Source organism: Bacillota bacterium (genome assembly GCA_030705925.1).
Classification (GTDB): domain Bacteria; phylum Bacillota; class Clostridia; order Oscillospirales; family Feifaniaceae; genus JAUZPM01.
This window is the reverse complement of record JAUZPM010000026.1, coordinates 1-26,753: the sequence shown is the minus strand read 5'-3', so window position 1 is coordinate 26,753 and position 26,753 is coordinate 1. Positions and strand designations below refer to the sequence as shown.

34 protein-coding genes are annotated in these 26,753 nt (G+C 42.6%); 7 read left to right on the top strand and 27 right to left on the bottom strand.

Going from position 1 to position 26,753, the window contains the following annotated elements; all coding sequences use genetic code 11:
- The 14 genes from Q8865_05680 to Q8865_05615 form a co-directional block, all read right to left on the bottom strand.
- The coding region (locus Q8865_05680; GenBank protein MDP4152920.1) for an exodeoxyribonuclease VII large subunit at window positions 1–308 on the bottom strand (308 nt) is incomplete at its 3' end.
- Entirely contained in the window at window positions 305–742 is a 438-nt protein-coding gene (nusB, locus tag Q8865_05675) for a transcription antitermination factor NusB (GenBank protein ID MDP4152919.1), read from the bottom strand. The genes Q8865_05680 and nusB, both read right to left, overlap by 4 nt.
- 94 nt (window positions 743–836) lie before the next feature.
- A complete protein-coding gene (locus Q8865_05670) occupies window positions 837–1,484 on the bottom strand; it encodes a type II CAAX endopeptidase family protein (protein MDP4152918.1) in 648 nt (215 codons plus the stop codon).
- Window positions 1,485–1,590: 106 nt separating this feature from the next.
- Window positions 1,591–1,935: an Asp23/Gls24 family envelope stress response protein gene (locus Q8865_05665; protein MDP4152917.1), complete on the bottom strand. Its 345-nt coding sequence runs from the start codon at window positions 1,933–1,935 to the stop codon at window positions 1,591–1,593.
- A gap of 58 nt (window positions 1,936–1,993) precedes the next feature.
- Window positions 1,994–2,728, bottom strand: a complete 735-nt coding sequence (locus Q8865_05660) for a SpoIIIAH-like family protein (GenBank protein ID MDP4152916.1) — start codon at window positions 2,726–2,728, stop codon at window positions 1,994–1,996.
- A 17-nt stretch (window positions 2,729–2,745) separates the two neighbouring features.
- Window positions 2,746–3,303, bottom strand: a complete 558-nt coding sequence (locus tag Q8865_05655; protein ID MDP4152915.1) for a hypothetical protein — start codon at window positions 3,301–3,303, stop codon at window positions 2,746–2,748.
- Window positions 3,304–3,308: 5 nt separating this feature from the next.
- Window positions 3,309–3,758: a stage III sporulation protein AF gene (locus Q8865_05650; protein ID MDP4152914.1), complete on the bottom strand. Its 450-nt coding sequence runs from the start codon at window positions 3,756–3,758 to the stop codon at window positions 3,309–3,311.
- A complete protein-coding gene (locus Q8865_05645) occupies window positions 3,755–4,879 on the bottom strand; it encodes a hypothetical protein (GenBank protein MDP4152913.1) in 1,125 nt (374 codons plus the stop codon). Before Q8865_05645 ends, Q8865_05650 begins: the two co-directional genes overlap by 4 nt.
- Before the next feature lie 4 nt (window positions 4,880–4,883).
- Entirely contained in the window at window positions 4,884–5,273 is a 390-nt protein-coding gene (locus Q8865_05640) for a SpoIIIAC/SpoIIIAD family protein (protein ID MDP4152912.1), read from the bottom strand.
- Window positions 5,274–5,276: 3 nt separating this feature from the next.
- Window positions 5,277–5,471, bottom strand: coding sequence for a stage III sporulation protein AC (gene spoIIIAC / locus Q8865_05635; GenBank protein ID MDP4152911.1), 195 nt, complete (start codon window positions 5,469–5,471; stop codon window positions 5,277–5,279).
- 11 nt (window positions 5,472–5,482) lie between these two features.
- On the bottom strand, window positions 5,483–5,977 hold the full coding sequence (locus tag Q8865_05630; protein ID MDP4152910.1) for a stage III sporulation protein AB: 495 nt from the start codon (window positions 5,975–5,977) through the stop codon (window positions 5,483–5,485).
- A 65-nt stretch (window positions 5,978–6,042) separates the two neighbouring features.
- Window positions 6,043–6,993: a stage III sporulation protein AA gene (locus Q8865_05625; protein ID MDP4152909.1), complete on the bottom strand. Its 951-nt coding sequence runs from the start codon at window positions 6,991–6,993 to the stop codon at window positions 6,043–6,045.
- 159 nt (window positions 6,994–7,152) lie between these two features.
- Window positions 7,153–8,178: a Gfo/Idh/MocA family oxidoreductase gene (locus tag Q8865_05620; protein ID MDP4152908.1), complete on the bottom strand. Its 1,026-nt coding sequence runs from the start codon at window positions 8,176–8,178 to the stop codon at window positions 7,153–7,155.
- A gap of 12 nt (window positions 8,179–8,190) precedes the next feature.
- The gene (locus tag Q8865_05615) at window positions 8,191–9,030 is read right to left on the bottom strand and encodes a sugar phosphate isomerase/epimerase family protein (GenBank protein MDP4152907.1); all 840 of its coding nucleotides are present in this window, start codon (window positions 9,028–9,030) and stop codon (window positions 8,191–8,193) included.
- Window positions 9,031–9,187: 157 nt separating this feature from the next.
- Here Q8865_05615 and Q8865_05610 point away from each other — a divergent pair, with 157 nt between their 5' ends.
- Window positions 9,188–10,075, top strand: a complete 888-nt coding sequence (locus Q8865_05610) for an AraC family transcriptional regulator (protein ID MDP4152906.1) — start codon at window positions 9,188–9,190, stop codon at window positions 10,073–10,075.
- A gap of 2 nt (window positions 10,076–10,077) precedes the next feature.
- Here Q8865_05610 and Q8865_05605 read toward each other — a convergent pair whose 3' ends face one another.
- The 3 genes from Q8865_05605 to Q8865_05595 form a co-directional block, all read right to left on the bottom strand.
- The gene (locus Q8865_05605) at window positions 10,078–10,851 is read right to left on the bottom strand and encodes a TetR/AcrR family transcriptional regulator (GenBank protein MDP4152905.1); all 774 of its coding nucleotides are present in this window, start codon (window positions 10,849–10,851) and stop codon (window positions 10,078–10,080) included.
- Entirely contained in the window at window positions 10,838–12,178 is a 1,341-nt protein-coding gene (locus Q8865_05600) for a glycosyltransferase (protein MDP4152904.1), read from the bottom strand. The genes Q8865_05605 and Q8865_05600 overlap by 14 nt, the downstream gene beginning before the upstream one ends.
- Before the next feature lie 126 nt (window positions 12,179–12,304).
- On the bottom strand, window positions 12,305–12,877 hold the full coding sequence (locus Q8865_05595; GenBank protein MDP4152903.1) for a TetR/AcrR family transcriptional regulator: 573 nt from the start codon (window positions 12,875–12,877) through the stop codon (window positions 12,305–12,307).
- 205 nt (window positions 12,878–13,082) lie between these two features.
- Between Q8865_05595 and Q8865_05590 the strand changes: the two genes are divergently transcribed.
- Together Q8865_05590 and Q8865_05585 are read left to right on the top strand one after the other, a co-directional pair.
- Window positions 13,083–13,937 (top strand): SDR family NAD(P)-dependent oxidoreductase, encoded by an 855-nt coding sequence (locus Q8865_05590; GenBank protein ID MDP4152902.1) that lies wholly within the window; start codon window positions 13,083–13,085, stop codon window positions 13,935–13,937.
- 70 nt (window positions 13,938–14,007) lie between these two features.
- Window positions 14,008–14,880: an SDR family oxidoreductase gene (locus Q8865_05585; GenBank protein MDP4152901.1), complete on the top strand. Its 873-nt coding sequence runs from the start codon at window positions 14,008–14,010 to the stop codon at window positions 14,878–14,880.
- Between the two features lie 70 nt (window positions 14,881–14,950).
- Here the strand turns inward: Q8865_05585 and Q8865_05580 are convergent, their stop codons facing one another.
- The 6 genes from Q8865_05580 to Q8865_05555 form a co-directional block, all read right to left on the bottom strand.
- Window positions 14,951–15,751 (bottom strand): alpha/beta hydrolase family protein, encoded by an 801-nt coding sequence (locus tag Q8865_05580; protein MDP4152900.1) that lies wholly within the window; start codon window positions 15,749–15,751, stop codon window positions 14,951–14,953.
- A 67-nt stretch (window positions 15,752–15,818) separates the two neighbouring features.
- Window positions 15,819–16,433 (bottom strand): HAD family phosphatase, encoded by a 615-nt coding sequence (locus tag Q8865_05575; GenBank protein MDP4152899.1) that lies wholly within the window; start codon window positions 16,431–16,433, stop codon window positions 15,819–15,821.
- A 13-nt stretch (window positions 16,434–16,446) separates the two neighbouring features.
- On the bottom strand, window positions 16,447–17,136 hold the full coding sequence (locus tag Q8865_05570) for a lysoplasmalogenase family protein (protein ID MDP4152898.1): 690 nt from the start codon (window positions 17,134–17,136) through the stop codon (window positions 16,447–16,449).
- 22 nt (window positions 17,137–17,158) lie between these two features.
- The gene (locus Q8865_05565; protein MDP4152897.1) at window positions 17,159–17,860 is read right to left on the bottom strand and encodes a DUF6518 family protein; all 702 of its coding nucleotides are present in this window, start codon (window positions 17,858–17,860) and stop codon (window positions 17,159–17,161) included.
- 115 nt (window positions 17,861–17,975) lie between these two features.
- Window positions 17,976–18,464, bottom strand: coding sequence for a hypothetical protein (locus Q8865_05560; GenBank protein MDP4152896.1), 489 nt, complete (start codon window positions 18,462–18,464; stop codon window positions 17,976–17,978).
- Window positions 18,465–18,466: 2 nt separating this feature from the next.
- Window positions 18,467–19,426, bottom strand: a complete 960-nt coding sequence (locus tag Q8865_05555; protein MDP4152895.1) for a right-handed parallel beta-helix repeat-containing protein — start codon at window positions 19,424–19,426, stop codon at window positions 18,467–18,469.
- 348 nt (window positions 19,427–19,774) lie between these two features.
- Here Q8865_05555 and Q8865_05550 point away from each other — a divergent pair, with 348 nt between their 5' ends.
- Window positions 19,775–20,257 carry a methylglyoxal synthase gene (locus Q8865_05550; GenBank protein ID MDP4152894.1) on the top strand — a complete coding sequence of 161 codons (483 nt, stop codon included), beginning with the start codon at window positions 19,775–19,777 and terminating at the stop codon, window positions 20,255–20,257.
- Window positions 20,258–20,299: 42 nt separating this feature from the next.
- Here Q8865_05550 and Q8865_05545 read toward each other — a convergent pair whose 3' ends face one another.
- A complete protein-coding gene (locus Q8865_05545; protein MDP4152893.1) occupies window positions 20,300–20,794 on the bottom strand; it encodes a hypothetical protein in 495 nt (164 codons plus the stop codon).
- A 98-nt stretch (window positions 20,795–20,892) separates the two neighbouring features.
- Between Q8865_05545 and Q8865_05540 the strand changes: the two genes are divergently transcribed.
- The 3 genes from Q8865_05540 to Q8865_05530 all read left to right on the top strand — a co-directional run bounded on the left by Q8865_05540 (window position 20,893) and on the right by Q8865_05530 (window position 23,881).
- Window positions 20,893–22,275, top strand: coding sequence for a sulfatase-like hydrolase/transferase (locus tag Q8865_05540; protein ID MDP4152892.1), 1,383 nt, complete (start codon window positions 20,893–20,895; stop codon window positions 22,273–22,275).
- Between the two features lie 12 nt (window positions 22,276–22,287).
- Window positions 22,288–23,382, top strand: coding sequence for an SPASM domain-containing protein (locus Q8865_05535; protein MDP4152891.1), 1,095 nt, complete (start codon window positions 22,288–22,290; stop codon window positions 23,380–23,382).
- Between the two features lie 181 nt (window positions 23,383–23,563).
- The gene (locus Q8865_05530) at window positions 23,564–23,881 is read left to right on the top strand and encodes an SHOCT domain-containing protein (GenBank protein MDP4152890.1); all 318 of its coding nucleotides are present in this window, start codon (window positions 23,564–23,566) and stop codon (window positions 23,879–23,881) included.
- Window positions 23,882–23,921: 40 nt separating this feature from the next.
- On the opposite strand, the gene Q8865_05525 is transcribed toward Q8865_05530, so the two are convergent.
- The 3 genes from Q8865_05525 to Q8865_05515 all read right to left on the bottom strand — a co-directional run bounded on the left by Q8865_05525 (window position 23,922) and on the right by Q8865_05515 (window position 26,419).
- Window positions 23,922–24,593, bottom strand: a complete 672-nt coding sequence (locus Q8865_05525; protein MDP4152889.1) for an S-layer homology domain-containing protein — start codon at window positions 24,591–24,593, stop codon at window positions 23,922–23,924.
- Between the two features lie 142 nt (window positions 24,594–24,735).
- A complete protein-coding gene (locus tag Q8865_05520) occupies window positions 24,736–25,515 on the bottom strand; it encodes a MerR family transcriptional regulator (protein MDP4152888.1) in 780 nt (259 codons plus the stop codon).
- Window positions 25,508–26,419 carry a DUF2268 domain-containing protein gene (locus Q8865_05515; GenBank protein ID MDP4152887.1) on the bottom strand — a complete coding sequence of 304 codons (912 nt, stop codon included), beginning with the start codon at window positions 26,417–26,419 and terminating at the stop codon, window positions 25,508–25,510. The genes Q8865_05520 and Q8865_05515 overlap by 8 nt, the downstream gene beginning before the upstream one ends.
- Window positions 26,420–26,753: the final 334 nt, after the last annotated feature.

Genomic DNA, 26,753 nt, shown 5'->3' with positions numbered 1-26,753 from the left:
TGCATCTCATCAACATAGAGCTGATACTGCCCGTCCCTTTCAAAGACAGCCACCCTGCCGTGGGCAATGACTTTCATCCCGTTTTCAGGCGCGAATTTGATTTTTCCGGCATTGAATGAAAACATCACAGCACGGATAAGACTTTTTTCATCTTTCAGGCTGAAATAAAAGTGTCCGGTTCTGTAATGGTTTGTAAAATTAGAGATCTCCCCTTTTACAAAAACCGATGACAGCTTTTGGTCGCCGTCTATCTTCAGCTTTATATAACTATTGAGCTGTGAAACGCTTGGAATCTCAGCAGGTGTCATTTTTCTTCTTCCTTACCAATGAGTTTTACCGCATTTCCAAGTGCGCCATTGATAAATGATACCACACTGTTATCTTCATATCTTTTTATGATCTCGATAGCTTCGCTTATTACAATTGCAGGTTTGACCTGCTGATATTTGATCTCATACAGCGCTAGCCGCATGATTTCTTTCGCAGTGATCGGTATGCGTTCTATTCGCCAGTTTACCAGGCATTTAGAAATCATTTCGTCAAGTTCCGCTTTGTGTTCAACTGTTCCGTTTAAAAGCGCCAAAGCGTAATCATCTACCGTAAAGTCAGGGTTTTCGAATTCCTCGATTCCGCTGAGTTCATTGACAGCGGTCTCGATTACATTTTCAGCATTGTCGTCCGCATTAAATTCCAGCGCAAACAGCAGGCGGAACGCGGTTTCTCTCGATTCTCGTCTTTTCACTAAATTGCACCCCATAATAATTACTTTAATGGCAATTAGTATACTATACTACACTTTTATTTACAAGATTTACATTTAATATTATATGTGCAGATTAAAATATTAGCAGAGCGATCCCGACAAGGTCGCTTAAAAGATGGCCCGTCCATGAAGCAAAGATGTTTTTTGTGCGGGTGAATATTACTCCGTAAATGATGCCGTCTACAAAAATCCCGACAATATCGAGAGCAACAATTATAAAGCTCCCGCTTGAAAAGTGCATAAAAGAAAATAATAAAGATGCGGCAGTGATTGCTAAAACAGGTTTTATGTACATTTCAAGCCGTCTTTGTATAAATCCGCGGAAAATGATCTCTTCAACGAACGTTCCCACAAAGGCTGTGATAACAGCCGGAAGGATACCGTTTAAATCCATCGGAAGTCTCGATTTTACATGTTCGGTGAAGCCCGGCACAACCTTTTCCGCAAATAGGAAAGTCAGAGACGGTATAACTACCCCTACAAGCAGGATCAAGAACACGTTTTTCCTGATATCGGTAGGCATTTTTTTAAAATCAAAGCCTAACTCTTTCCACGACTGATGTTTTATCCCCTTTTTGATAAGCATATATATTGCGGGCAAGGCGGCGACTGTCGATCTGTATTTATTAAAAGCTATGAAAACTGCTGCTGTTACAGCAATAACCGCAATCGTTTCCGTTAAAGATTCTTTATTCTCACAGGCAGAAACTTTCTCTCCCATTTTGGTATCCTTTCGCTAACACACGTTTGCCCGCAAAAATACAATGTATCCTTGCGGGCAAACCCCTATTTTTATTAGGGCGTTAAGTCACACCCATTTTATAATTTTATTTAGCAACGCCTTCAAAGCTGACGCCCTGAACATAAACGTTTACTGAGGTTGGCGTGATGCCGGTCATTGTTTCGACCGCTCTTGAAACATCATCCTGGATTCTTGCCCCTAATTCGTGTATTTTCACGCCGTAATTCAGCATGACCGCAACATCGATGCTGAGCTCACCGTCTTTCTCCTCAACTTTTATCCCTTTTGCAACATTTTTCTTTGAAGTGATTATGCCTTTAGTTGCAAGTCCTGATACGCCATCTATTTCTGAAACTGCCACACTAACTATTTTTGCAATAACATCTTCTGATATTTTAAGTTCACCGATACCCGAAATATTCTTTTCCATTATGCTTTCCTCCGAATATTTGTTTCCTCCTATATCATACCTCAATCGGTAAAAAAAATCAATTTATTTCTACTATTTTAATTTTATCCGCTTTTAGTCCAGTTTCAGCAACAATTATCTCCTTGATCTGGGCAACTTCGTTTTGAAGCAGACCAGTAGTCTTTACCATAACAGTGATGCTGTCGTCGTTCATAACGGCTAAAGCGTCTTTAAAGCCTTTGCCCATGATAAGGTTTTCAATATTGCCCTCTTTTTCCGTCTGGGCTGCGATCTTTCCTATGTCGGAAGCAGCTTTGCGGCGCGAATCCTCGTCATAGCTCTTATTGTCGGCAATATTTTTAAGTGTTTCGATAGACTCGTCGCGTGTTTTCTGGCGATTGAGCTTTGCCTCTGTGAAATAATCAGAATTTGATGAACTTGATGATGTTACACCACTCTTGCCATCAGTCTTAGCTTTGGTATCCGTCTTGGTATTACTGTCGGTTTTAGCATCGGTCTTTGCATCGGTCTTGCCATCAGTTTTGCCATCAGTTTTGCCATCAGTCTTTGTATCGGTCTTGGAATCTGATTTTTTGTCGGAAGCATTAGCCTCAACAGGCGTCGCGGCGGCACTGCCGTTTTCAACAAGTTTAGCCTCGCCCAGCACCTTGCCGTTGTCCTTTGATGTTTGCTCGAGCAGCGATGTGTCAACCATTTCACCTTCGTTGCGGTTGAACTGCCAATTCAGATACACCGCCATACAAACCACGACCACCATTGCGAGAACTACCGCTTGTTTCTTTTTGAAAAACATAGTCAAATCCTCCTGTATTAATTTTTCTTTATAACACACACGTTGTTGCTGGAAACGTCGAGCACAGTGCTCACCATCTCCGTGACCTGCTGCTGAACATATGCCTTATCTCCCCCCTCGCAAATCACCGCCACGCCCTTGACCTTCGGCAGTATCTTGTTTAGCAATACGGGCTGTTCCGATCCGTCAGACCCGCGCACTATTATATAGTTGTCCTCTGAATTGTTTTGGTTGTCTGTGCGCTGAGAACCGCTTAGGTCAGCAGAGGTGCTGACAGTGCTTTTCTCTTCTGTCGCATAGACATATTGTGTCCCCGTGTCAAGCGTTACCATCACGTCGCACTTTCCAACGCCGTCTATCCCCGATAAAAGCTTTGTTATCCGCCTCTCCAGCGTATCAACATAGGCGTTTTCGCTGTCCTCATGCGCGGCAGGTGCGGACGAGCTGTTTCTCTGAAACATTTCCGAACACAGGATCAAAACCATACCCAAAAGACCGACAGCAACAATGATTGCGGTTTTTTTGTCCTTGAACGCCTTGAGATTTAAGTTTAAAAATGACATTTTGCCGTCCATTGCTTTTACCCCTTTATTATTTTTACATTGGAGCCAAGCTGCTCATAAATAAGCGCTTGTACCTCTTTAGGTATAACTCCTGCCACATCAACCCTTATAACATTCATATTACCCTGCTCGTCTTTTAATGTATAAATTTTTAAAACTTTAACGTCCTGTCCTGTTTTATTTTTGATATAATCCGAAAGTTTTGCCCTTATGCTCTCTTCAAGCGCTGACTTTGCGGCATCTTGAGCTGAATCTGTGTTCATAGCGGCATTGGTTTCGATCTTTCCGTTAAACCGAAAATCGTGAGTCAAGCCTTTCAGCGGCGATAGAACTCCAAGCAGCACGAAAAGAGAAATAAGAAATTTAACTGTCCGCTCGGTCTTGCCGCCTGGCACAATCATTTCGGCAAACGCCCCGATTATGGAAACGCAGCATATTACGAAAACCCAGTCTTTAAGCGCACTCATCGTACTATCACACCCGAATTTATCAAAATTGACAGCGATACAACAGAAAACACTCCCTCACACACGAGGATAGCAAGCAGAATGTCCCACGCGCCGCTTATATTTTTGAGCAGTCCCGTCACCTTAGCCTCACCGGCAAAAGCGGACAACCCGGTGCACAGCTTGAACATCAGCGAATAGACGGCGCAGTTGATAAGCGGCGGCAAAAGCGTCAGTAAGACGATCACTATGCCGAAGGTTCCTGCAGTCGTTTTTATCACGCCGATAGAACCTGCCACTGTTGAAACAGCGTCTTTTATCACGCCGCCTACAACAGGCAGAAAACTTCCAACCGCAAACTTCGCCGCGTCATTTGCCGCTGTATCCGCAGCTCCAGTGAGGCTTTTCTGCACATTTAGGACGCCGATCAACACAGTGGTTGCGAAGCCAAGCCCCCATGTGACGAGGCTTTTCACGAATTTGGTTATACCGCTGATATCCGCCCTGCCGTACAGGCTTTCGGCAAGCGTAAGAGCAAAATAGAAATTAATTATGGGTAAGAAAACTGTTGTATTCAGCCTTACCACAAGATTTATCACCATAAGCACACCAGCCGGAAGCACAGATGCCGAAACGCCCGCGCCGCCCGCCGCCATCGCGCCGCCGATAACGGCGATAGTCGAAGTCTGAAATATCGCAAGCTCTGACACCGATCTGAACGCGTTGCTGTAAGCCTTCTGCAAAAGTCCGAATACCGCAAGCGTAACAGTCAGCACCGACATTAGATTGAACGCCGGCAGCACAGCCGATGATGACAGCCAGTCCTTGAATGTGGAAACCACAAATATTATAAGAAGGATTGTCATTATGAGGGCAAAATCCCCCATCGCCTTTTTAAATGACGATATTGCGTTTCCCGTCAGCATATCTAAAATGCCCGACGGCGAAAGATATGATAAAAGTCCCTTCGGCGTATTCAGATTTTCTTTTTCCACTTGCTGTTTAGCGTTCTGAGGCACATTTTTATAGATGCTGTCAAAGTTCAGCCCCTTCTCAAGGCTCTGGGTCTCTGCCGCCGCCGAGCCGCAGAAAACTAGAAACAGAGCTATCACCGCCAGCACGAATATACATTTCTTATTCATTTTTTCACCCGTTCACAAGCTGTGACACAAGGGACAGCACCCCTTCGGCAAGGGGCAGTGCCACGATCATTATCGCAACCTTGCCGGCAAGCTCAACCCTTGACGCCATCGAGTTTTCGCCTGCGTCACGGCAGGTGTCTGCGGCGATCTCGGTCACAATGCCAATGCCAAGCCCCTTGAGCATCGGCTGCATCCACTGAGCCGCCGTTCCGCTTCTCGCCATCGTATCGCTTATAAAATTAAACAGACGGCTTATATCCGGCAAAACAGAAACGACTATCAAAACGGTGACGATCAGCCCGATGAACACCGAATACTCAGGGCGGTAGCTCTTGACCGCAAGCGACAGGAAGACCGCCGCGATTACAAAGCCCGCTATCGTGTAGATTCCCATATTCTATAACCCGAACGTTGATTTCACTATATCAAAGAGATATTTGACCTCTTTTATGACCATTAAAAGAACGACGATAAGTCCTACAAGCGTTGTCATCATCGCCTGTTCCTCACGCCCCGACTTTATAAGCACTTGATTGAGCACCGAAACTATGATGCCGATAGCGGCAATTTTAAAAATCAGATTTACATCCATTTTCTATCCTCTTATATCAAAAAGATTGCGATAAATACGCCGCAGAGTGCTCCGAGCGAGCGTATCATGACCGCTTTTTTTATTGTTGCGTCTTTTTCCTCATGCAGTGTGTTCCTGATTCTTGCACGGAATTCTTCACAGTGGCTTATCTGCCCTCTAAGGTCGGTTCTGCCAAGCTTTGAAAAAAATTCAGCAAACAGCTTTTTGTCTTTTTCGTTTAGGGCGGTGCTCTCGGCAGAACACATGAACATCAGATCCTGCAGATATGTTTTGCGGTGTTTTATCGCCGGCTTTAAAAACGAAAGCTCGCTGTATCCGTGGCTTAGCAGCCGATATAGAATGGCATATGTAGTGTCACGGCTCAGTCTTATCTCTTCGCTGACGTCGCCGATGAAGCGTTGCATCGCCTCAAGCACTGCGATCCGCTTTTTCACAGAAAAACTGTATAAAAATCCAAGTCCGCTTGATGAAAGAATGACAAATACTATTCCTGCAGCTTTTATCATGGCATACTCCAAGCGCCGCAAGCGTTATGCGGCTGCCGTCTCTTGTGGCGGGCGGCACGCCAAATTTACTGATCAGTTACTTTTACGACGTCGGCAATCTTTCCGATGCCGCTCTTGCTGTTCATCACAAGCACCTTTTTGACTGCTCCGGAAGAGAGAAGTCGCTGCATCTGGGGTCTTGCTTTAAGTTCATCGATACTGCCGCTGTGCGCCGTCGCAACGACGGGCACCCCTGCGTTCAGGGCATAAATAACGCCCTCGATCTCGCCCATGCCGCCAAGCTCGTCACAGAGTATGACCTCCGGCGATAGATTCCGCACCGCGTAAAGTATGCCCTGCTCTTTTGGTATCCCCGCCAGCACATCGCACATCGGACCTATATCGTTTTGCGGAACGCCATCGTACATGGCGGCGATCTCGCTTCTCTCGTCAACGACAGTCACACGTTTTCCCTTGAGTGAAAGCTGCCTTGCGAGATCGCGCAGCACCGTAGTCTTTCCGTATTTAGGCGGCGAGATGATAAGCGCACCCATAACAAAGCGTAGATCGTCATCCGGCATTATCTCTTTTAAAAACTCGTTCGCACAACCTTTGACCTCACGGGAAATGCGAATGCTCAGCCCGCTCACGTTCTTAAAGCTCACGACCCTTGTCCCGTTTTCAAGAACGGCCGTTCCGGCAATACCCACCCTATTTCCGCTTTTCATGGTGACAAACCCGTTTGCGATGTCGCTTTCAAAGGTGTATAGAGAGTAATCGCATATCTTCATGAACACTTCCTCAAGCTCTTCCTGTGTCAGAGAAAGGCACCCCTCCGCGTGAAGTGAGGGCTCACCGCTTTCCTGAAGATAATAGTTTGTATTCACGACAGTCACTGCGACAGGGTTTCCCGCTCTGAGGCGGATCTCATGCACGTTGTCATAGACTCTTGAGTCCATCTGCTCAAACGCAGAAACGACCTTATCCGGCATAACAGACATGACGCCTTCAAGTTTTCCATATCTTTGTCTTTTCACTTTTCTCACTCCTCATCTTTGTTACATTTTATTGATGGTTGTCCCGTTTTATGAATAAAAAAAAGAGGTCGTCCGTATTTTAGCTATAAATAATAAAAACCTCCTGCCGCGGTCACATTGCAGCAGAAGGTTTTTTTGAAAGGTATGAAACAGGCAATTTTATTTTACTTTTACAGGCTCGCTATTTTTATCTGCGGACTCGATTTCCGCCTCGGCGATCTTTAAGGTATTCATTGCGCTTTCGGGCGCAACGACAATAATCTTGCTGTTATTGATGATGGAATTTGCGAAATAGCATATCTCTCTATAATAGCCGGACTCGGGACAGAGCTCAGGGGCAAAGGAATCTTCACCGTTAGGATAGACTGTCACAGCGCCGTTTTCAAGCGTCAGGCTGGCTTTTTCAAAATTCACTCTGAAAAGCATCTTAAAACCGACTTTGCCGTTTAAGGTCCAGTCGTCCTGAGCATTGATGACCTTTCCGTCTTCAAACATGTAATTGGTGGAAACAACGTCGTATCCGCTGCCCGGAATCACGTTTTTTGCGCTTGTTGAAACTCTGACCGGCTTTCCGAACAGCCAGTGGATAGTGTCGACGTCGTGGATATGCTGGTCGATAAGGCACCCGCCGCTCTTCTCTTTTTTCAAGAGCCAGTTTTCAAACGACCATTTCGGCGTGCCGCCGCCTCTGTAAAAATAGCCGCAGGTCACTTCGCCATACTTTTTGGTGTCGACGCACTCTTTTAAATATTCATACTGCGGGAAAAATCTCAGGCACTGACCGATCATCAGCTTTCTGTCGTTCTTCTCTGCCGCCTCGATCATCCTCTCACAGTCTTTCGAGGTAAGTGCCATTGGCTTTTCGCAGAAAACGTGTATGCCCATATTCAGCGCTTTGATCGTTATTTCAGCGTGCAGGTAGGTCGGCAGGCAAATATCGATATAGTCAAAATCCTCTTTATCCAGCATTTCATCAATTTTAGTATAGAGATTATACTTGCTGAAATCGAATTTCTCTGAACCGTTGTTTATGTTTCCCTTGATAAAAATATTATTGAACTTGTCCTCATCGACATCGCATATTGCAGTCAGCTGAAGGGGGAAGCCCTCGTTCATAAGTCTTATGTAATTTTTCAGATGCGTCCTTCCCATACATCCAAGCCCAATAAGCCCAACTTTCAACATTGCTCTCTCTCCTTATATTCTTTCTAGAATTCTATCCATTGAAGCCGAGGTGTTATAAATGATTTGATCCGCATAGTTTTTATACGGCGTCATTTCGGCAATCAAATAATCTGAATAGCCGATTTCCTTAAGCTGTTCGATTACATCCGGAAAATCCACATCTCCCGACAGCAGATCCACAAAACCTGCAGTGCTTCCAACTTTTCTGCGATAATCCTTCAAATGTACTTTTTTGATGCGGCTTCCCAATATCTTTACCCAATGTTCCGGGTAACCGGTATAAATTGTGTTTCCAACGTCAAGGTAGGCGCCCAAATAGTCTGAACCGATTTTATCAATAAACTCTCTCATCTCAAGCGGGGACAGCAAAAACTTGTTCCAAACGTTTTCAATTCCGATACTGACTTTCTTCATTTCAGCATAGGCGGCAAGCTCTTTAAGCGCTTCTAAAGCCCTGTCATACGCAATATCATAATCGACGACTTCGCTTCCAGGCTTAAAGTCGACTCCGACCGCGCCGGGAACCACTAAAATCGTGTCCACTCCAAGCAGTGCCACAATATCTAGCTGTTTTCTCACAATACACATTGCCGTCTGACGCACTTCTTTAATTCCGCTCGTTAGCGGATATGACCAATAAAGCCCCGTCGCAACGCTTGTTATCTCTATGCCGACCCTCTCTGCCTCTTTTCTAAAACTCAAGATCTCACTTTCAGCACTTTCAAGGCTAAGCTCTCCTTTTTCCGCAAGCGCAAGCTCGATCCCGTCAAAGCCAGCTTTTTTTGCAAGCTTTATGCAATCGATTACACCTAAACTTTTGGGGAAAGACCAAATATTTATTCCCTTTTTCACACTGTCACCTCCTGTTTGAAATAATCATACAGCAGATTTCAGATTTTTTATTTAGAAAAGCAGACATTTTTTTTGCACTTTTGGTATAAGTGTTTATTCCAACACACATTTGGTATATTATATTATCATATCATCGGTGATGAAATAGGAGCTTTGTATGGAATATTTAAAAAGGGCCCTAAAAGAAGATATCGTTATATCAAAGCTTGTAACATATCATTACTTCGAGTTCGCAAAAAATTATGTCTTTGAGGGAGAAAAGCATAATTTTTGGGAATGCCTTTATGTCGATAAGGGTGAGGTTGAAGTAATGGCTGACACTCACGGTTTCAAGCTCAGGCAGGGAGATATAATTTTCCACAAGCCCAATGAATTCCACAGTGTCTGGGCAAACGGCATAGTAGCACCTAATCTTATTATTGTCTCTTTCGAATGCAAGTCTAAAGCAATGAAATTTTTTGAAAACAAAATCATGCAGATAGACGAAAGGGAAAAGGATCTTTTAGGTGAAATCATTTCCGAGGCAAAAGAAGCGTTTCCTTCTTATATAAAGCAGGACGGTAAAACCGTTTTAAAAAGAAAAAATAATTCACTAGTCGGCTGTGAACAACTAGTGAAAATATCTTTAGAATATTTATTTATATCATTGCTTAGAAAAGGAACCGGCATACAAAGAGAAAGCCGTCTTTCTCTTATAACAAGGCAGCGGTTCAACAACGATATGGTCAAAAAAATAATCGGTTATATGGACATCAATATTTCTGGCAAACTGACTTTTGAAGATATATGCCGGTTTTCCGGGCTTGGAAGCACCAATCTTAAATCTCTGTTCAAAGAGACGTTCGATATGGGCGTGATGGAGTATTACAAAAATCTTAAGATAGAAAAGGCAAAGAATATGATCCGTGAGGATCTTCTCAATTTTACTGAAATTGCCGAAAAACTCGGATATTCATCGATCCATTATTTTTCACGACATTTTAAAAAGGTGACGGGAATGACGCCCTCCGAATATGCTTCATCAGTAAAAATAAAGATTCTGTGAATTTATTTCAAACCTTTTTCAAAAATATTAACTGCAAAATCTAGTATTTTATCTGCATCTATCTGTTCAGCTGTCGGGTCAAGCAGTCTGTCCGTGATAATAAACGAATACAAAATGCCTAAAAACGACCGCGCGGCAATATAATAATCTGTCGTTTTGATTTTGCCGCTGTCCCCTAAAACCTTAAGCTGTTCCGCTAGTCCTTCAGTAACCTTGTGAATAGTGCTTTGATACATTATCTTTCCCGCATCGTTCAAGGGTGTTTTTGCATCAATTGCGATTCTTATAATATTTACTCTGTAGGGATTGTCGAATAATTTTAAAAAGCCGAGTCCGGACCTTCTTAAAAAATCGCTAAGCTTTAGCGTTTTATCATGGGAATCAAGCTGTTGCTGATAAAAAATGTCTGTATTGAAAATAGCGGCAAAAAGTTCTGATTTTGTTTTGAAGAATTTATTTATAACTACTTTGCTGAAACCGCATGTATTGGCGACATCGCTTATCGTTACGGCTGAATAACCTTTTTCAGAAAACAATTTTAGTGCTGTCATTATGATCTTGCGCATGTTCTGCTCATCATCAGGGCTATATTCTTTAAGGTTCGGCAGACTTACAGCCTCAAAAAGCGTCTTTTTATTCTGGTAATATGAATACAGCGTCACAGTAGAGATTCCTGCTTTTTTCGCAATACTCACTATCGACGTTTTTTTATATCCGTTTTTTTTGAATTCTTCCTCAGAAACTTTCAATATCAATTCTTTTTTACTTTCTAGCATGTAAACCTCTCTGTATCCGTGAAACAAGAAAGTTCCAGACCGCATCTGCAGTCTGTATCTTCCCGTCAACCGCCTCCATCAAGCCGCCAATTCTTTTGGCGCTTTTTTTATATGAATCATCGTAAGCAATCTTTTTTACCGATTTTGTAATATTTTTCTTATTCCAGCGGGGAGCCGGTATCCTTATTCCCGCGCCGCTAAGTACGATATGATCTAAATTGATTTGCTGCTCCGGCTGCATAGCAACGCCAACAACTGGAGTTCCCGAAACTAAAGCAGTCTGAACCGTTCCCTGACCGCCATGGATCACGGCTATATCAGCCATAGCATTCACCGTTTTTGCAGGCACGAATCTATCGGTAATATTAATATTATCTTTTCCGCTCACCAAAGACTCTATAGTTTTAATATCACATACAGCTTTCGGTGCAAGAATAAGCGCATGGAACCTGTCAGGCAGATCAGCTATTGCCTTAACAGCCTCAATCAGCATCTCTTTTCTGCCAGAGCTGCCCATAGAGCAGAAAATATTAACCTGTCCATCCTCTGTTTTTTCGAATACCTTGAGAATTTCAGGATCAACATCCCCCTGCTCCGGCGGCGCATAAAGCGGCCCCGTAAGGATAAATCCCAGAGGCATTGGCACGCCGTCATAAAACTCAGGAAGATCGTTAATAACGGTAAAGTCTGACCTCAACATATCAAAAAGATTATTCAGCGTATTATCCTCCCAGCCGCACAACTTTGCGGCATTCAGCAGGTTGGTCTGCTTTAATATAGGAGCCTTTGACGAAAGTGAGGGAGGCGCTGCTTTAATGAGCCTACGTCTCAGCTTTTCAGGCAGGTATGTAAGCGGTACGAGCTGATCGGGAACATCTTTCATTAAGTATGAATTATATAACGACGGCGTGAGTGGAATCGGCAGGAAACAAATAGAAGGAATCACCGGGCTTACCATTCTCCTTGCAATTCCGGCAAACGGCCAGAAGCCATGAAGGATAATGTCCGGGCGAACTTTTTCAAGCGTTTCAATCTCGCCTTTCAGCATTTCCACCGCAAGACTTTCACTGCCGACAAAGTTTCCCTTACTCGGTTTAAGGTCATTAATAAAACCTACACCATCTAATACCGGCGATACACCCTCGATCTCAAAACCGCTCTCTGTTACATTTTTTTCGAACTTGCTGCCATGAGAAAAAAAACATATTTCAGGCGTATATCCTTTTGGCGCTCTTTCACGTATACCCTTAGCAATTTCAAGCGAACGAGTCGCCTCTCCTGCGTCCTGAAGTGCGGTAGATACAGCGATTTTGATATGTCTTTCCATTTAAGTCATCTCCATAATACAGTATAAAGATAAAGCCGGTAATTCAAAAAAATTATACTTACATAAACACAATAAGTCAATAAAAACAAAAATCGGGTGCTGATATTAATCAACATCCGATTTATTTTAAAACAGGCTATCTATCAAATGCATCACATACCGTTTTCGCTCGATGGCGTCATCCATATCCAGGCCGGAAAAACCATCGAAAATATCTGCAAAGGTCGAAAAAAACAGCAGCGTCGCGGCGGTGAGCTGCATCAGCGAAAGTTTTATCTTCATATCATCCATTTCAGGCTTTTTTCTTTTTACCTCACCCGCAATCTTTTCAAGAAAGGCGTTTATCTTTTCAGTAGGTTTCGTATCATAATTTCCGTTTGCAATGATCTCGTAAAAATGAGCCTGCGTTAACTTTGGAAACCTCATTGTATTTATTGAAAAAAAGCTGAATATTTCATAAAGCTGCTGCTTTAATGGCATCGCTTCAGTATACTCAAAATCTTTCCACCCAAAAGCGTTTTCAAGAGTTTCGTTCAGCGCCCGGTCTATCAGCGCATCTTTGCTTCTGAAATAATAACTGACAGCGGCGCTGTTCACGCCGGCCATTTCCCCAATCCGTCTTATCGTGGTATCCTTGACCCCATATTGTTCGATACAGTCTATCGCAGCCTGTATGATTTTTTCTTCGGTGCCGCTCACTCAGAACATCACTCCTTGCCCTAATGATAACATACAGGTAAAATTATGTCAATCAATTATTTTAATCAATTGATTTAATCATACGATTGACATTCTGATAACATCGTGCTATACTGTGCCTGAAATCATACAAAACGCATCAGTTTTGGCTCGCCGCCGGCCGAAACGGCGGCATCCGTAAGTTTCACGGATAATGGAGCTTGTTATGGAAGATTGGTATTTGATAACCGGCGCCGCCGGCGGACTAGGAAAGGCTTTTTGTGCATCATGTGCAAGAAGGGGCTTCAATCTCTTTTTGACCGACGTATCCGACAAAGCTTTAGCCGCTTTGTCTAGCGGAATCAAGCATGAATACGGCATAAAAGTCAGGACGTTCATATGCAATCTTGCAAGCGAGAACGGGCGGGATTCACTGTATGCCCAGATCGAAGCATCAGAAATAAAATTCACAGGACTTATAAATGTTGCGGGAACTGATATCGAAGGCGAGTTTGCCTATCGCAGTCTCAAATCGCTCAGGAATACGATGCAGGTCAATATGCTGAGCGCGGCGGAAAATATAAACCGCGTATTATGCTTCCGCCAGGAAAACAGACGGTTCACCATAATAAACGTCGCAAGCCTTGCCGCTTATCAGCCGATGCCCTATAAAGCGCTTTACTCCGCCACTAAGCGTTTTCTTGTCCATCTTTCTCTGGGCATCAGAGAAGAGCTTAAACCTTACAACGTCACCGTTACGGCTCTGTGTCCCAGCGGCATGCCCACAACAAAAGCATGTGTAGAGTGCATTAACGCACAGGGCATTGCAGGCATACTGACAACAATGAACACCGGTGATGTCGCCGAATACACATTGAAACAGGCGCTTCGCGGCAAAGCGCTTGTAATACCCGGAGTCTTGAACAAACTGCTGGGCATACTGTCAACATTGGCCCCCGATACGCTCTCGGCCGCGCTCGTAAGGCGGCAGTGGTCAAAGGCTCTGCAAAAACGATGCGGAACCCTTAAACCGCAGGAAAACAACCCTACCGCAAACCCCGTGCCGGAAATCTCCGGTTAATTCAAATTTTGGTATGCCGCCCGCCGGAAGCAGCGGCAGCTGCGTCAAAACGCGGCTTACGGAGCTTGATATGAATAATGCAAAAACCGCAGTCGTAACAGGTGCTACGGCAGGAATAGGATTATCAGCGGCAAAAATGCTCGTAAAAGCGGGAATAAACGTTATCGGCGTCGGCAGAGATCCGGATCGCTGCCGCGCCGCAAAAGAAGCCATAATAGCTGAAACGAACAACACAAATATCAGGTACATCACAGGGGATCTTTCATCGATTTTGGAAGTCACCCGAATAGCGTCTGAAATAAAAACGTTACTTGCAGAAAATGGCGGAAAACTCGATATCCTCATGAACGTCGCCGGTACAGTTTCGTCATGGTTCGTCGGAACACCGGATGGCTATGAGCTTCAGTTTGCGGTGAACCACCTTGCGCCGTTCCTGCTGACACACGAACTGTTGCCATGCCTTCTTTCCGCATCTGCCGCAAGAGTGCTCGTGGTCAGTTCCGGCTCGCATTACCACACACGCATCAGCTGGAAGGACGTAATGATGAGACGGCACTACAGCTGTCTTGCCGCTTACAAGCAATCTAAGCTCTGCAATGTCCTTTTTATAACCGAGCTTGCAAGAAGACTTAAGGACACACCTGTTTGTACATATGCTATTGACCCTGGGCTAGCCGATACAGATATTGGGCTTAAGGGTACGACCGACATTGAACGGTTTGTCTGGAAACTGCGCCAGCACTCCGGCACTCCACCTGAGATACCGGCAAAATATATGGTCAACGTCGCAACAAAGCCTGAGTATGCCGGAAAAACGGGTCTTTATTGGCAAAACGGGAAAGAAAAAAAGCCAAGCTCCGTTTCCCGTGACCAGAAACAAGGAGAAATTCTTTGGAAGCTTTCAGAAAAATTGTGCGGCATAAAGGATAAGTGCCCAATATAGGAGATTACAAAAAAAGCAGGCGCTCGCGGCTGAAATACAGCAGAGTGCCTGTTTTAACAAAATATCTAAACTAATGCTCAATCTTGTATATCCTTTTTTTAAGCGGCAGCATAGAAAGTATCCGCTGTATGTTCCTGTCCCAGAAATCCCACTCATGGACGCCCGGCTCTTCAAAATATTCAAGCGGAATGCCCAGTTTTTCAAGCTTATCCTTAAAATGAAGGTTGCCCTCATGCAGGAAATCCTCAGTGCCGCAGCATGCGATAAGCTTCGGAAGCGACACACTTTTTTTTACATCCTCATGCGCGAGGTGGAACAGATCGTTACAGCTTCCCTCAATCTCTCTATCTCCCATTATCATTTTTGTCTGCGCCGCATATTCTTGCGGATAGCTTTTAACAAGACCAACTATATCCACCGCGCCGGAAAGGCTTGCCGCCGCACCCACGGTTTCAGGCTTCGCAAGCGCCCACTTCATCGCTCCGTAACCGCCCATCGAAAGGCCGGCAACAAAGTTGTCCTCACGCTTGTCTGAAAGCGGAAAGTAATAACGCATCACATGTGGAAGTTCTTCCGTCACAAATGTGAAATAAGGGCTTCCATAAGCCATATCTGAGTAAAAGCTGTTCGAAACCGCCGGCATAACGACCGCAAGCTGATATGCCCCGGCATACCGTTCTATAGATGACCTTCGTGTCCAGGAGGTATGGTCGCCGTTTAGTCCGTGCAGCAAGTAAAGCGTCTGAAGCTTTGCGCCGGTATCAACATGTTCTTTGCAATCGGAAGATGAATAAAGCTCCGGCAGCAGAACATTGACTGAAGTAAATGAAAAAAGGCTTTGTGAATAAAAGTTAAGTTCGAGCAGTGCCACGATTTTTGACTCCTTTAAACGTAATATGTAATATTATATCACGTTCTTTTAGATCCTGTAACAAAAATTAAAGAATTATCCCATAATTTTCAAGCTGCTTTCTTGCGTCGTCCGCATTCGAGAAAACAAAGCCGTTAAATCCAAGCTTTCTTGCGGTTTCAATATTTTCTTTCGTATCGTCCATAAAGACGCATTCTTCGGGGCGTAAGCCATACTTTTCGATGAGGATCTGATATATCCCTTCATCCGGCTTGATCAGCCCGATCTCGTATGATATGACCTTCCCGTCCGCGCCGGATAAAAAATCGAACGCCTTTTCACACCGTTCATACGGTTCTTTCGGAAAATTCGATAAAAGATAGACGGAATAGCGCTTTTTTAATTCCCAGAAGAGTTTCACCGTTTCGTCTATCGGACTCATCATATCAAAAAACCAGCCGTCGCAGAGCACCTTTCGGATCTCTTTTTCAAGTGACGGCGCACATTTTGAAAGATATTGCCGCAAAAGCTCGTCCGTTTCATACAAACCGCGGTCATAATCGTCCCACGCGGGATTTAAAAATATAGCGCGATTTACTTTTTCTAATTCTTCCCCTTCAAAGCCAAAAGTTCTTAAGAATTCGGGCTTGTCGAAATGAAGCAGCACACGACCAATGTCAAATATTATATTTTTAATCGACATTAAAAAACCATCCTTATATTTTTTTAAAATAAAATGAAAACAGCGTTCCCACCGTAATGAGCATGTGGGACGCCAGGTATGTAGGGATTATTGGCAGTTTCCCGGCTCTTCCCGCAAAGACTTGTTCGGCGATCAGCGTGTCGCTGAACAGAAGCGTCATCACTCCCAGCACTATAATGGCAAGTGGAATGAGGGGCGCATTTAGGTCAAGCGCAAACGCCAGCGAACAGAATGAAATCACGAGATAAAGCAAAACTGCTACCCTCATCGGCGCCGCCGAAATGTGCGGCAACAGCCGGACAAAGTAATAGATAAGCCCCCCTGCAAGCCCGACGCCTAGTGCCGCCCAGCGGATAACACCATGCCTGCCGTTTAAAATAAAAAATGTCGTAAAGAGCGCATGTGCAACAAAAAAACATGCTATTCCCTTTATAAACGTATTCGGTATGCCGTGGCGGGTGCTTAAAAAGTAGTCGCCGACGACTGAAACAGCAAGCGCAAGCGGAACAGCCCACCCTTTTTGCAGCACCTGCAGCCCCCCAAAAAGAAGAAGCACGGCGGCGCAGGTCAGGGTTGCAAGCGTCTGGTTTGAAAAGCCCGGTCTTCTCGCCCCCAAAATCACAAAATAAAGTGGAATTATCAGCGCTGCTGAGCCGAAAATCTTGAAAACGCTCGAACTAAAAAATTCCGAAAATGTCTTCATCTCATACCCCCTAATAGTAAAATTATAGCCCTCCAAACAAAAGCGATATTATATTCAGTTTTTCAATAATCAAAAACACGATAATAGCCAGCGGTATCATTCGCAATCGCTGGCTATTACTTCTCGGCAACAATATAATCAGCAAAACGGCTGAAAATAAATCGAATCCTCTCGTTAAATCCTTCACCAAAGAATGTGTATAAAGAAATCTGTAACCCAAAGTAATAAGCAGCCCGACAGGAAGCGCCGCGCAAAACGATGCCACCCAGCCTTTTCCCCGGCTGAACCATACGATAAAAGCGGGAACGGGTGATACTAAAGCTATGATCCCCCATCTTAAAAAATAATACCTTGGGAAAAAGTGAAATAAAAGAGTTGAGTATAAATAATATGTAAATAACATGCCGGCAAAGAAGACAAATACATGTAAAGCCGCTGCCTCCGGCGTCCTGCTGAAAGCGGCAATAATCGCTGCGAGCAATACCCAAGGTCCGATATCAGTACTGATGCCGCTAAGCAAATTAAGCAAATCACCTGACAGCCCGAAATGCGGAACTGCCTCAACAAGCTTTGCTAAAAAGCCCGTTATCAACCCCAGCGCAAGAGGCAAAAGCGCATGACAGATTTTTTGCCGCACCGACAAATCGTTATTCGCCCTCATTCTTACGTGATTCATTAAATCTGTTGCGTTCATTTCATCACTTTCCGTCCCTAAAAATTGCATATATTTAATATACAATAATTTTTACTAAAATTAAACAAAAATATCTTATTACCTTTAAAATTAAAAACCGTCTGATATTTCAGGCGGTCTCTGACTGTCGAAAAAGACAGGCATTTTATTTTTTATGCTTTTTCTTATATTTTTTCTTTTTGAAAATTTTAAAGGGTTTTACTTCTTCGTCCATGCTTTCACAAACCAAACCGCTATCTTCAGCACTTTCAGCCGCATAGCTTACATCAATGGGATTATCATCACCTTCGGCTGCAATTTCTCTTTTCTCTTGGTTATCATATAAAATTATAGCAGTTCTGTTATCTCTGACCACTAAAGCTGTGATCATATCTCCAATAATTTCTTCCCCTGCTCCGTTTTTCGCGGTATCCTCAGCAATATCGCTTATTTCTTGAATAACTTCAATTTTGATTTCCTTCTCTGTGTTTTCGATTTGCTCAGTATCATGGGCAACCATACCGAGTCGTTTTTGTATATCTGATATTATCGCTTTTTTATTTTTTATCGCCTGCTCGTCAGCATTAATTGATTCCATATATGCAAGCATATTTCTCTGGACAATTAAATCACCCTTCAATATCTCGTCATCCAATTTTACTCACCTCTTACGTTCAGCTCTGCGGGATTGCTGGTATTAAAAATATTATTTTTAAACTCATTATTCGGATGCAGCCTTAAAATATCATATCTGCCGCTGTCGATCACTGTATTGCCCTCGATGATATTGCTCCCTGTTCCGATATAGATGCCGTTCACGCCGCTGCACTGTATACGATTCGACGTTATTTTGGTGCCCGCCATACCATAAATGGAAATATAAATGCCATTCTGAGCATTATTCAAAATAAGATTTTCGGCAATCACACTGTTTTTGCCGCTCGAAATAACGCCGTCTCCGGTGTTATCGCTTAGTATATTTCCTTTCACTGAAGAGTTTGAATAAGCCGAAATGGCAGATCCGGTGTTTTTGAAAACTTTATTATAAAAAATCATATTTTTTTCGCCCATGCAAATGATTCCGCCATTGTTGTTTCGTGAAACATTATTGCGGATGATCGAGAATTCTGTCATATCCCCCGTAATATATATGCCATACTGACCGCAGCTTTCAATGGTATTGTAATTTATACTGCCGCCGCATGACCCATAACTGTAAACTCCGTAATTCAAAAAACCAGACATACGGTTTTTAATGAACTTGATGTTTTTGCTGTTATAAAACTCTGCCCCCACATATGAAACATCGCTTATTGAACACCTGTATACAAGTACGTTAGAGCTGTTTTCGATATAGAACGCCCATAGTGCATAATTCTTAATTTTAAAGTTTTGTATCTCTATTTTATTTGCGTTATTAATATAAAAAGCGTATTGCAGCGCAAAGTCTCCATATAAGACGGTATCTTCCCCACCGACCAACTTGAGATCGTTTTTGTTTATATTAAGGCTTTCGCGGTAAACCCCGTTTTCAACGATGATTTTATCTCCGGGATTTGCGGCATCTATCGCCTCTTGAATAGTCTTGTAATCTTTTTTGACATATATTGTTGCCATATAAGCTCCCTGCCGCGTAAGAAGTGCACAACGCGGTTGCCGCTTTTTACGGCAGGCGGCATGCCGAACTCCGACGGCGTTCCCGCCATCTCATTTTAATCTCCTCTGGAATATATCCAATTCATTTTATTCGTGGCAATGTCAAGCGTGTCTAAAAAGATTGATATTTCAGCATATTACGATAGGAAGCGACAGCCGAAAGAAAAAAATCCCGCATATCCCGAGGCTTCTGTAAGTACTAAATAGATGAAATTTTTATACAGCATTAGCAAATATCGCTATTGCTGTAAAAGTGTTATTTTGTTATAATATATAAGAATGGATTATTCTTTGAAAGAAAGTGAAAAAATGATTGAAGACAAATATATACATTTTACCATCGGCCGTCAGAAACACATTGCGCTGATAGCGCATGATAACAAAAAGGATGCGCTTGTTGAGTGGGTCGATGCAAACAAAGACATACTTAAAAGCCATTTTCTTTCCGGAACAGGAACGACTGCCCGCATTATATCCGAAAAAACCAATCTTCCTGTAGTTGCTTATAACAGCGGTCCTCTTGGCGGCGATCAGCAGATCGGTGCACGCATCGTTGAAGGACGCATCGATTTTATCGTGTTCTTCTGGGATCCTCTTGAGGCACAGCCGCATGACCCGGACGTAAAGGCATTGCTCCGCATTGCGGCAGTATATGACGTTCCGATTGCAAACAATCAGGCAACGGCTGATTTCATGCTTACCTCTAAGTATATGGACAGCGAATACGACCGCAAGGTATTGAATTATAATACCATAATACAAGACCGCTTAAAACACTTTATAAAAGACTAATAAAACGCCTTAAGGTTAGATTTGACCTTAAGGCGTTTTTGATTAAATTTCGTTTAGTTCTTCTTCAGGTTTGAGCCGGTTCTTTGCAAGATTGTTTTCAATAAAAGAAATTATCTTTCTTCTTTTCAGCTTATTGATCCCAAACACCCCAAGCTGCAGAACTGCTGCAAAACATATGACCCCCAAAAACGGAATCGTGCTTTCAAGTCCTGTTGTCAGAAAGCTATAAGAAAACAAAAAAAACGCAAATAAATATATAACAAAAATCATCATCTTTGCATAGACACCGTTGCGAAAACTTCCGAAAAGGCGCCACTTTTGACCTTTTTTTTCAATCTTTCCGAAGAAAACCGGGTCGACTGAATCTTTTGCAAACAGCTTTTTTGATATTTGAATCAAAATCGTTTTACCCTCGGTGTATTTATTAAAAATCAATTTATTATCTTTTTTTTTCATTGCCTCGTCAACAGTTTTAAGCACTTCTTCATCCGATTTGACTTTTATTTCACAGCTATACCTGCTTTTTTTCTTGTTCAATATAATGCACCTCGAATTTGAATTGTGATATTGCCTACCACGCAGATTAAATATATAATAAAGGTATATTATGACTGATTTCTTAAGGGGGATGCAAAATGTCTTCAAAAAGACCTAATATCGTGTTCATGTTCAGCGATCAGCAGCGTTTCGATACGCTTGGCTGTTACGGACAGAAACTGCCTGTTACGCCGAACCTTGACAGGCTTGCGAGAGAGGGAACAAAATTCAACTTTGCGTTCACATGCCAGCCGGTTTGCGGTCCTGCCCGCGCATGTCTTCAAACGGGGAAATATGCAGCTGAGCTGAATTGTTTTGTAAACGCAATGCCGCTTCCGAAGGATACGCGGACTATTGCGGAGTGTTTCAATGATGCCGGTTACGATACAGCATATGTTGGAAAGTGGCATCTTGCGAGCGACAATGAACATAACTACAAGGACAGCCCTGTCCCCGAAGAACGCCGCGGAGGCTATAAATATTGGATGGCATCCGATGTTCTGGAGTTCACATCGCACGGATATAATGGTCATGTTTTCGACAATGAAAACAAACAGCATGATTTTGTCGGGTTCCGCGCAGACTGCATACAGGAATTTGCCTTGGATTACATACGGAATCGTGACAAAAACAGCAACAGGCCATTTTTCCTATTTATATCGCATATCGAGCCGCACCACCAGAACGACCATAAAATTTATGAAGGCCCCGACGGAAGCAAGGAAAAATGGAAGGATTTTGAGGTTCCTGGCGACCTTATCGGCACAGGCGGCAACTGGAAAGAAAACTACCCGGATTATCTCGGCGCCTGCAACGCCCTTGACAACAACGTCGGAAAACTTATGGATACGCTTAAAACTTATGGATATCTTGAAAATACCATATTCATCTACACCTCTGACCATGGGACACATTTTAAAACTCGAAATCCCGAATATAAGCGCTCATGCCATGAAAGTTCGATTCGCGTGCCGATGATTGCATACGGACCCGGCTTCATGGGCGGAAAAGTCATAAATGATCTTGCCAGCCTTATCGATATCCCGACCCTGCTCGACTGCGCCGAAATCGAAAAGCCGGACGGCTTTAGGGGTAATTCGCTTTTGAAGCTTGCAAAAGGGGAAGCCGAAAACTGGCCTGACGCTGTTTTCCTCCAAATAAGTGAAAATCATATCGGACGTGCTGTCCGCACAGATAAATGGACATACTCGGTCCGTGCATTAGGAGATGCCGGAACTCAAAAGGATGCCGACGTTTATTATGACTATCTGCTGTATGATCTTGAAAATGACTATTATCAGAAAAACAACCTGATTGGCAAGCCTGGATACGAAAATATAACAGCTTCACTGAGACAGATTTTAAAAGAAAAAATGGCCGAAGCCGGCGAAGAGATGCCTGAAATACTCCCGAACACGATGGCGCCGGAAGAATGGCACCAGTTCAACGAATTCACACCGTCAAAACGCAAAGCGATATAAGGAGAGAACACCTTGAACGCATTCTCCGTCCTTGTAAAACCAGCCTCTTCACTCTGCAACATGCGCTGCTCATACTGTTTTTATCACAGCACGAGCAGCACTAGAAAGAACTTTTCATACGGTCTTATGAGCCATGAAACAGCCCATAACCTTATTGACCGTGCCTTCTCATACAAACCTGAACCCTTTGCAGTTTCATTCCTATTTCAGGGCGGCGAGCCCACCCTTGCTGGTCTTGATTTTTTTGAGGATTTTACCAAATACGCGGCAGAAAAATTGCCGGCAGGCTGTGAGATCAAGTATTCGATACAGACTAACGGGCTTTTGCTAGACAGTTCTTTTTGCGATTTTTTTAAAAAAAATCAATTTTTGCTTGGGCTGTCGCTTGATGGAGATAAGGCTATCCACGACCTTTTAAGAAAGGACGCTGACGGCAAAGGAACCTTCACAAGAGTAATAACAGCGGCAAAACTGCTTGATAAGACAAGCGTCGATTTCAACATTCTCACGGTGGTTACGAAAACAGTCGTAAGACACATCCGTTCGATATGGAACGAATATGAAAAGAACGGCTTCAAATATCTTCAGTTTATTCCATGTCTGCCCCCGTTTGACGGGAGTACGGACAAGTTTTCCCTTACTCCGCAGCTCTACTCTGATTTTCTGAAGGAATCGTTTACACTTTATGCCAATTCAATAAAACATGGAAAGTATGTAAGCGTAAGATTTTTTGACAACCTCATACTGCTGCTAAAAGGAAATCGAGCCGAGCAATGCGGGCTGAACGGCCGCTGCTCATTCCAGTTCGTGACTGAGGCAAACGGCGGTATTTACCCATGCGACTTTTACTGCATGGATAAATATCTCTGCGGCAACGTAAATGATGAATTGTTTTCAGAAATCGAATCATCGCAAAAAGCAATGTCTTTTTTAGGTAACTCCGCCGCATGGTCTTCTCTCTGCAAAGAATGCGGATATAAGAGTATATGCGGTGCAGGCTGTAAAAGATACCAATCTTTTTATTTTTCATCACCTGATTTTTGTCCGCACAAGGAATTTTTGAACTATGCGATGAGGGAACTTCAAACTATCTCCCGTTACCTTTAGTTTTAAAACAGTAATATTTTACCATTAGTTGTTTTTTATGTCAACTGTCAAAATCTGCACACTTTTATTACAAAATCACCTTCATTAAGATTAAGAGCCATATAATAACGGCTTTAAAAAATTCAAAATCAGAAATAATATTAATAGGCAACAAAAAATTAATTTTTTATTGTCTAAGAAGGTGAAGTTGATGATGTACGGCAGATATGGCGGCTTTGGTGGCTACGGCGGTTACGGCGGCGGCTATGGTTACAGAATGATGGGATACGGCTGGGGAATCTTACTAATGCTCGGCCTTCTTGTACTGATAATTTTAGGCATAGTTGCTCTTTCACGTTATATCAGGAATTCTGGCGCTAGATATAAAACGGCTGGATATAACGATAATCAGAGAGTTCATTCGATCAATATCCTAAATGAAAGGTATGCCAAGGGCGAAATTTCACGAGAAGATTATTTTAGAATGAGATCAGAAATCGATAAAGATTCCTATCAGTAAAAAAGTCAGGAGAATTCTCCTGACTTTTTTGTTATTTTTATTAATTTTCCGATGTATTCGGCGAAGGATGTTCCTTAAGGTAGCTAAGTGTGTTATAAACCATTTCTGCTGCGTCGGCACGGGTGATTTCAGCTTTCGGATTAAACTTCCCGTCTGTAAGGCTTACGATTTTATACACAAGCGCGCGTTGGATAGCTCCGCTGTATTCTACTGTGATCTGGTCATTGTCTGCAATGTCCTTCGGGACGATATTTATCATAGGGAGATTACCGTATTTCTCCATAGCGTGGATCAAATAATAGGTGAATTCCTCACGAGTCATTTCCGCATTCGGATCAATATCCTGTGGAAGCCCCAGATCGTTCACAGATGCAATAATAAGTGTATCAGCATACCATGCATTGTCATCCGCATTTTTAAAATAATCAGTAGCTTTAGGGGCTTTTATAAATCTTACATTATCGATATTGAGTCCAAACGTATTTACAATAAGCTTGATGCCCTCAGCCATCGTCAGCGTTTGCTGCGGGGCAAATATCCCGTCTGCAACTCCGCCCACATAGCCCTCTTTTTGAAGCTCGAGGATTTTGTCCTTTGATGAAACGTTATTAAGATCAGTAAACGGAGTTCCGGCGGCCATCGTCTGGCATGTAAGTGACAGCGTAAGTACCGCCGCAGTTGAAACTGAAATTATTTTTGATTTGAAACTCATTTTGACACCCCTTTTAATTATTACTACTTATTTGACGGATGTAAATCAAAAAAGTTTCATTCTTATGCGCGAACTTTAGAATAGTTAAGACCACGCCTGATGACGCTGGCTTTCACTTACTTTACAGTCCCTTATTTCATATTCAACTTTCCTTACTTGTGCTATTCTTGCAGTAAAACATAATGGCTTGATTAATGAATTGCGCTAATCGGTCATCGCCATAGCCGTTTATGGTTTTTGTAAAACGTTCATCCGAGATATAAAGAGAGCCTAAATACCGCAGCATTTCAATCGAGCAATCATAGTAATTCTGCGAAATAAAAAGTCGCCATTCATGAATAACGGTTTGAATATCCTTGCTGTTTGGGGATTCATCAATGTGCTGATAAATCTTCGTGAATATTTTTTTTGCAGTATTGTTTAGCAATATCAAATTATAATTTTTATCTTTATCCAAATTTGTGCTTGTATTTTTGTACTGCTGATAGGCTAACGTATTTTTCCATCGTTCCAAAACTTCTTGATGATAACGCTTCTGCAATTCAATGATTTTGTGCTCATTGAACGCATCAAAACTTATTTCAGTTTCTCCCTTTAACACTCTGTCAATCAGATCAATTAGCTCATTAATGCGCTTTCGTTTTAACAATAAAATATCGATGTGTTTTTTTAAGGCTTCTTCTTTACTATAAACAGGATCAGTCATCATAGATTTAGTTTCCTTAAGATTAAAACCCACCTCTTTGAAAAACAAAATTTGCTGTAGCCTGTCCAAATCGGCATTGGAGTATAAGCGATATTTAGCTTCTGACACGCTGGAAGGGGATAATAAACCTATTTGATCATAATAATGAAGCGTTCGAATAGTTATTCCCGTCATTTTAGCAACTGTGTTTACTGTCATTAAATTTTCTTTAGTCATCCCAAAAATCCTCAACTTCTCTCAAAATTTCTTCTGTTGGCATCAATGTGGCTTCAATAATAGTTTTACCTGTCTTTTCCAAAAAGTGTTTTACCATATGATAGCCACATGCATACCCGGCACAATATGGTAATCCTACAGGAACATATCCCTGCATATTTGCCATTTCATCACCGTAGAGATAAGCTGTTAAATTATCTAATCCGGTTACTTCAAGCCCCTCTTTAATGATAGGCTTTATACAATCATTTAATGTCTCCATGTCTGTTTTCGCTACCCAAGGGCCAACCATATCCTCACCATAGATTGACACCGCAAAATTTTCTGCAAGCCCTTCATTCACCATCATGCCAGCCAGCGAAATATCATTTCTCCATTTCTCAAATTGGAAACGAATATTATGATTGCATTCGTGTGCAAGAGCAACTGGCATACGCTTCATAGTGTAGTCGTTTGGAGTAAGCGAGCCAAAAATATAACCAGGGATTCCACCATCGCCACAATACCCTTCATTTAGAATGGTGTATGGGCTTTGGGGATCAGCAAGTAATATTGTAAAGAGATAACTTTGAATCGGGAGTTCAATACCTGCATTCAAAAAGCAGTTTATTGATTGTTCAATGGACTTTTGACACTCGTTCCAAAACTGATTTGAGGAAAGAAGTTCAATGCTTTCTTTTATGGTGTCATCCACTTTAGTTGGGGTCAAAAATCCCAACATTCGACTTGCCATAATCACATCGTATCCTTGTTTTTGTGGTGCTTTTAAGGGAATGTTATAGCAAGACCACTTAAATTCAAAAGGTTTCATTAACTCATACCGGTAAATATCATCTTTTTTATCTATCGGTGCAGCTACAATCTTCTTATAAATTTCGTCTGAACGAATATTTTTTATAATCATATTTTTCTCCATTTCTACTTTCTTCCTATTACTATACACTATGACGTAACGGCAGAGTCAATATCTTTTTAAATTTTATTAGTGCTGCATTTTTATAGCCTTGCCAGCGCTCAATTTTCTCAGTATTGTTCCGATATTCATTTTTATCATTAGGTATATCTCTTGCCTTCTATATTTGGGTGCAAATACCGGCATCTCCATTTTGAAGGTGCTAAACTTTGTATGTATTTATGACAAAACCTCCTTTTGCTTGCATTCTAACAAAAGGAGGTTTTCTTATATCTAAAGATATTAATTCCACCAGCATAGCTGGCGGTTATTTTTCGCTAAGGCC

Coding starts and splice junctions, on each gene's coding strand:
- spoIIIAC (MDP4152911.1), bottom strand. CDS start 5,471: ATGGATGTAAATCTGATTTTTAAAATTGCCGCTATCGGCATCATAGTT.
- Q8865_05620 (MDP4152908.1), bottom strand. CDS start 8,178: ATGTTGAAAGTTGGGCTTATTGGGCTTGGATGTATGGGAAGGACGCAT.
- Q8865_05525 (MDP4152889.1), bottom strand. CDS start 24,593: ATGAGTTTCAAATCAAAAATAATTTCAGTTTCAACTGCGGCGGTACTT.
- Q8865_05565 (MDP4152897.1), bottom strand. CDS start 17,860: ATGCAATTTTTAGGGACGGAAAGTGATGAAATGAACGCAACAGATTTA.
- Q8865_05645 (MDP4152913.1), bottom strand. CDS start 4,879: ATGAATAAGAAATGTATATTCGTGCTGGCGGTGATAGCTCTGTTTCTA.
- Q8865_05540 (MDP4152892.1), top strand. CDS start 20,893: ATGTCTTCAAAAAGACCTAATATCGTGTTCATGTTCAGCGATCAGCAG.
- Q8865_05665 (MDP4152917.1), bottom strand. CDS start 1,935: ATGGAAAAGAATATTTCGGGTATCGGTGAACTTAAAATATCAGAAGAT.
- Q8865_05600 (MDP4152904.1), bottom strand. CDS start 12,178: ATGGAAAGACATATCAAAATCGCTGTATCTACCGCACTTCAGGACGCA.
- Q8865_05660 (MDP4152916.1), bottom strand. CDS start 2,728: ATGTTTTTCAAAAAGAAACAAGCGGTAGTTCTCGCAATGGTGGTCGTG.
- Q8865_05520 (MDP4152888.1), bottom strand. CDS start 25,515: ATGACTAAAGAAAATTTAATGACAGTAAACACAGTTGCTAAAATGACG.
- Q8865_05590 (MDP4152902.1), top strand. CDS start 13,083: ATGGAAGATTGGTATTTGATAACCGGCGCCGCCGGCGGACTAGGAAAG.
- Q8865_05630 (MDP4152910.1), bottom strand. CDS start 5,977: ATGATAAAAGCTGCAGGAATAGTATTTGTCATTCTTTCATCAAGCGGA.
- Q8865_05570 (MDP4152898.1), bottom strand. CDS start 17,136: ATGAAGACATTTTCGGAATTTTTTAGTTCGAGCGTTTTCAAGATTTTC.
- Q8865_05585 (MDP4152901.1), top strand. CDS start 14,008: ATGAATAATGCAAAAACCGCAGTCGTAACAGGTGCTACGGCAGGAATA.
- Q8865_05575 (MDP4152899.1), bottom strand. CDS start 16,433: ATGTCGATTAAAAATATAATATTTGACATTGGTCGTGTGCTGCTTCAT.
- Q8865_05670 (MDP4152918.1), bottom strand. CDS start 1,484: ATGGGAGAGAAAGTTTCTGCCTGTGAGAATAAAGAATCTTTAACGGAA.
- Q8865_05515 (MDP4152887.1), bottom strand. CDS start 26,419: ATGATTATAAAAAATATTCGTTCAGACGAAATTTATAAGAAGATTGTA.
- Q8865_05610 (MDP4152906.1), top strand. CDS start 9,188: ATGGAATATTTAAAAAGGGCCCTAAAAGAAGATATCGTTATATCAAAG.
- Q8865_05640 (MDP4152912.1), bottom strand. CDS start 5,273: ATGGGAATCTACACGATAGCGGGCTTTGTAATCGCGGCGGTCTTCCTG.
- Q8865_05555 (MDP4152895.1), bottom strand. CDS start 19,426: ATGGCAACAATATATGTCAAAAAAGATTACAAGACTATTCAAGAGGCG.
- Q8865_05650 (MDP4152914.1), bottom strand. CDS start 3,758: ATGAGTGCGCTTAAAGACTGGGTTTTCGTAATATGCTGCGTTTCCATA.
- Q8865_05605 (MDP4152905.1), bottom strand. CDS start 10,851: ATGCTAGAAAGTAAAAAAGAATTGATATTGAAAGTTTCTGAGGAAGAA.
- Q8865_05550 (MDP4152894.1), top strand. CDS start 19,775: ATGATTGAAGACAAATATATACATTTTACCATCGGCCGTCAGAAACAC.
- Q8865_05655 (MDP4152915.1), bottom strand. CDS start 3,303: ATGGACGGCAAAATGTCATTTTTAAACTTAAATCTCAAGGCGTTCAAG.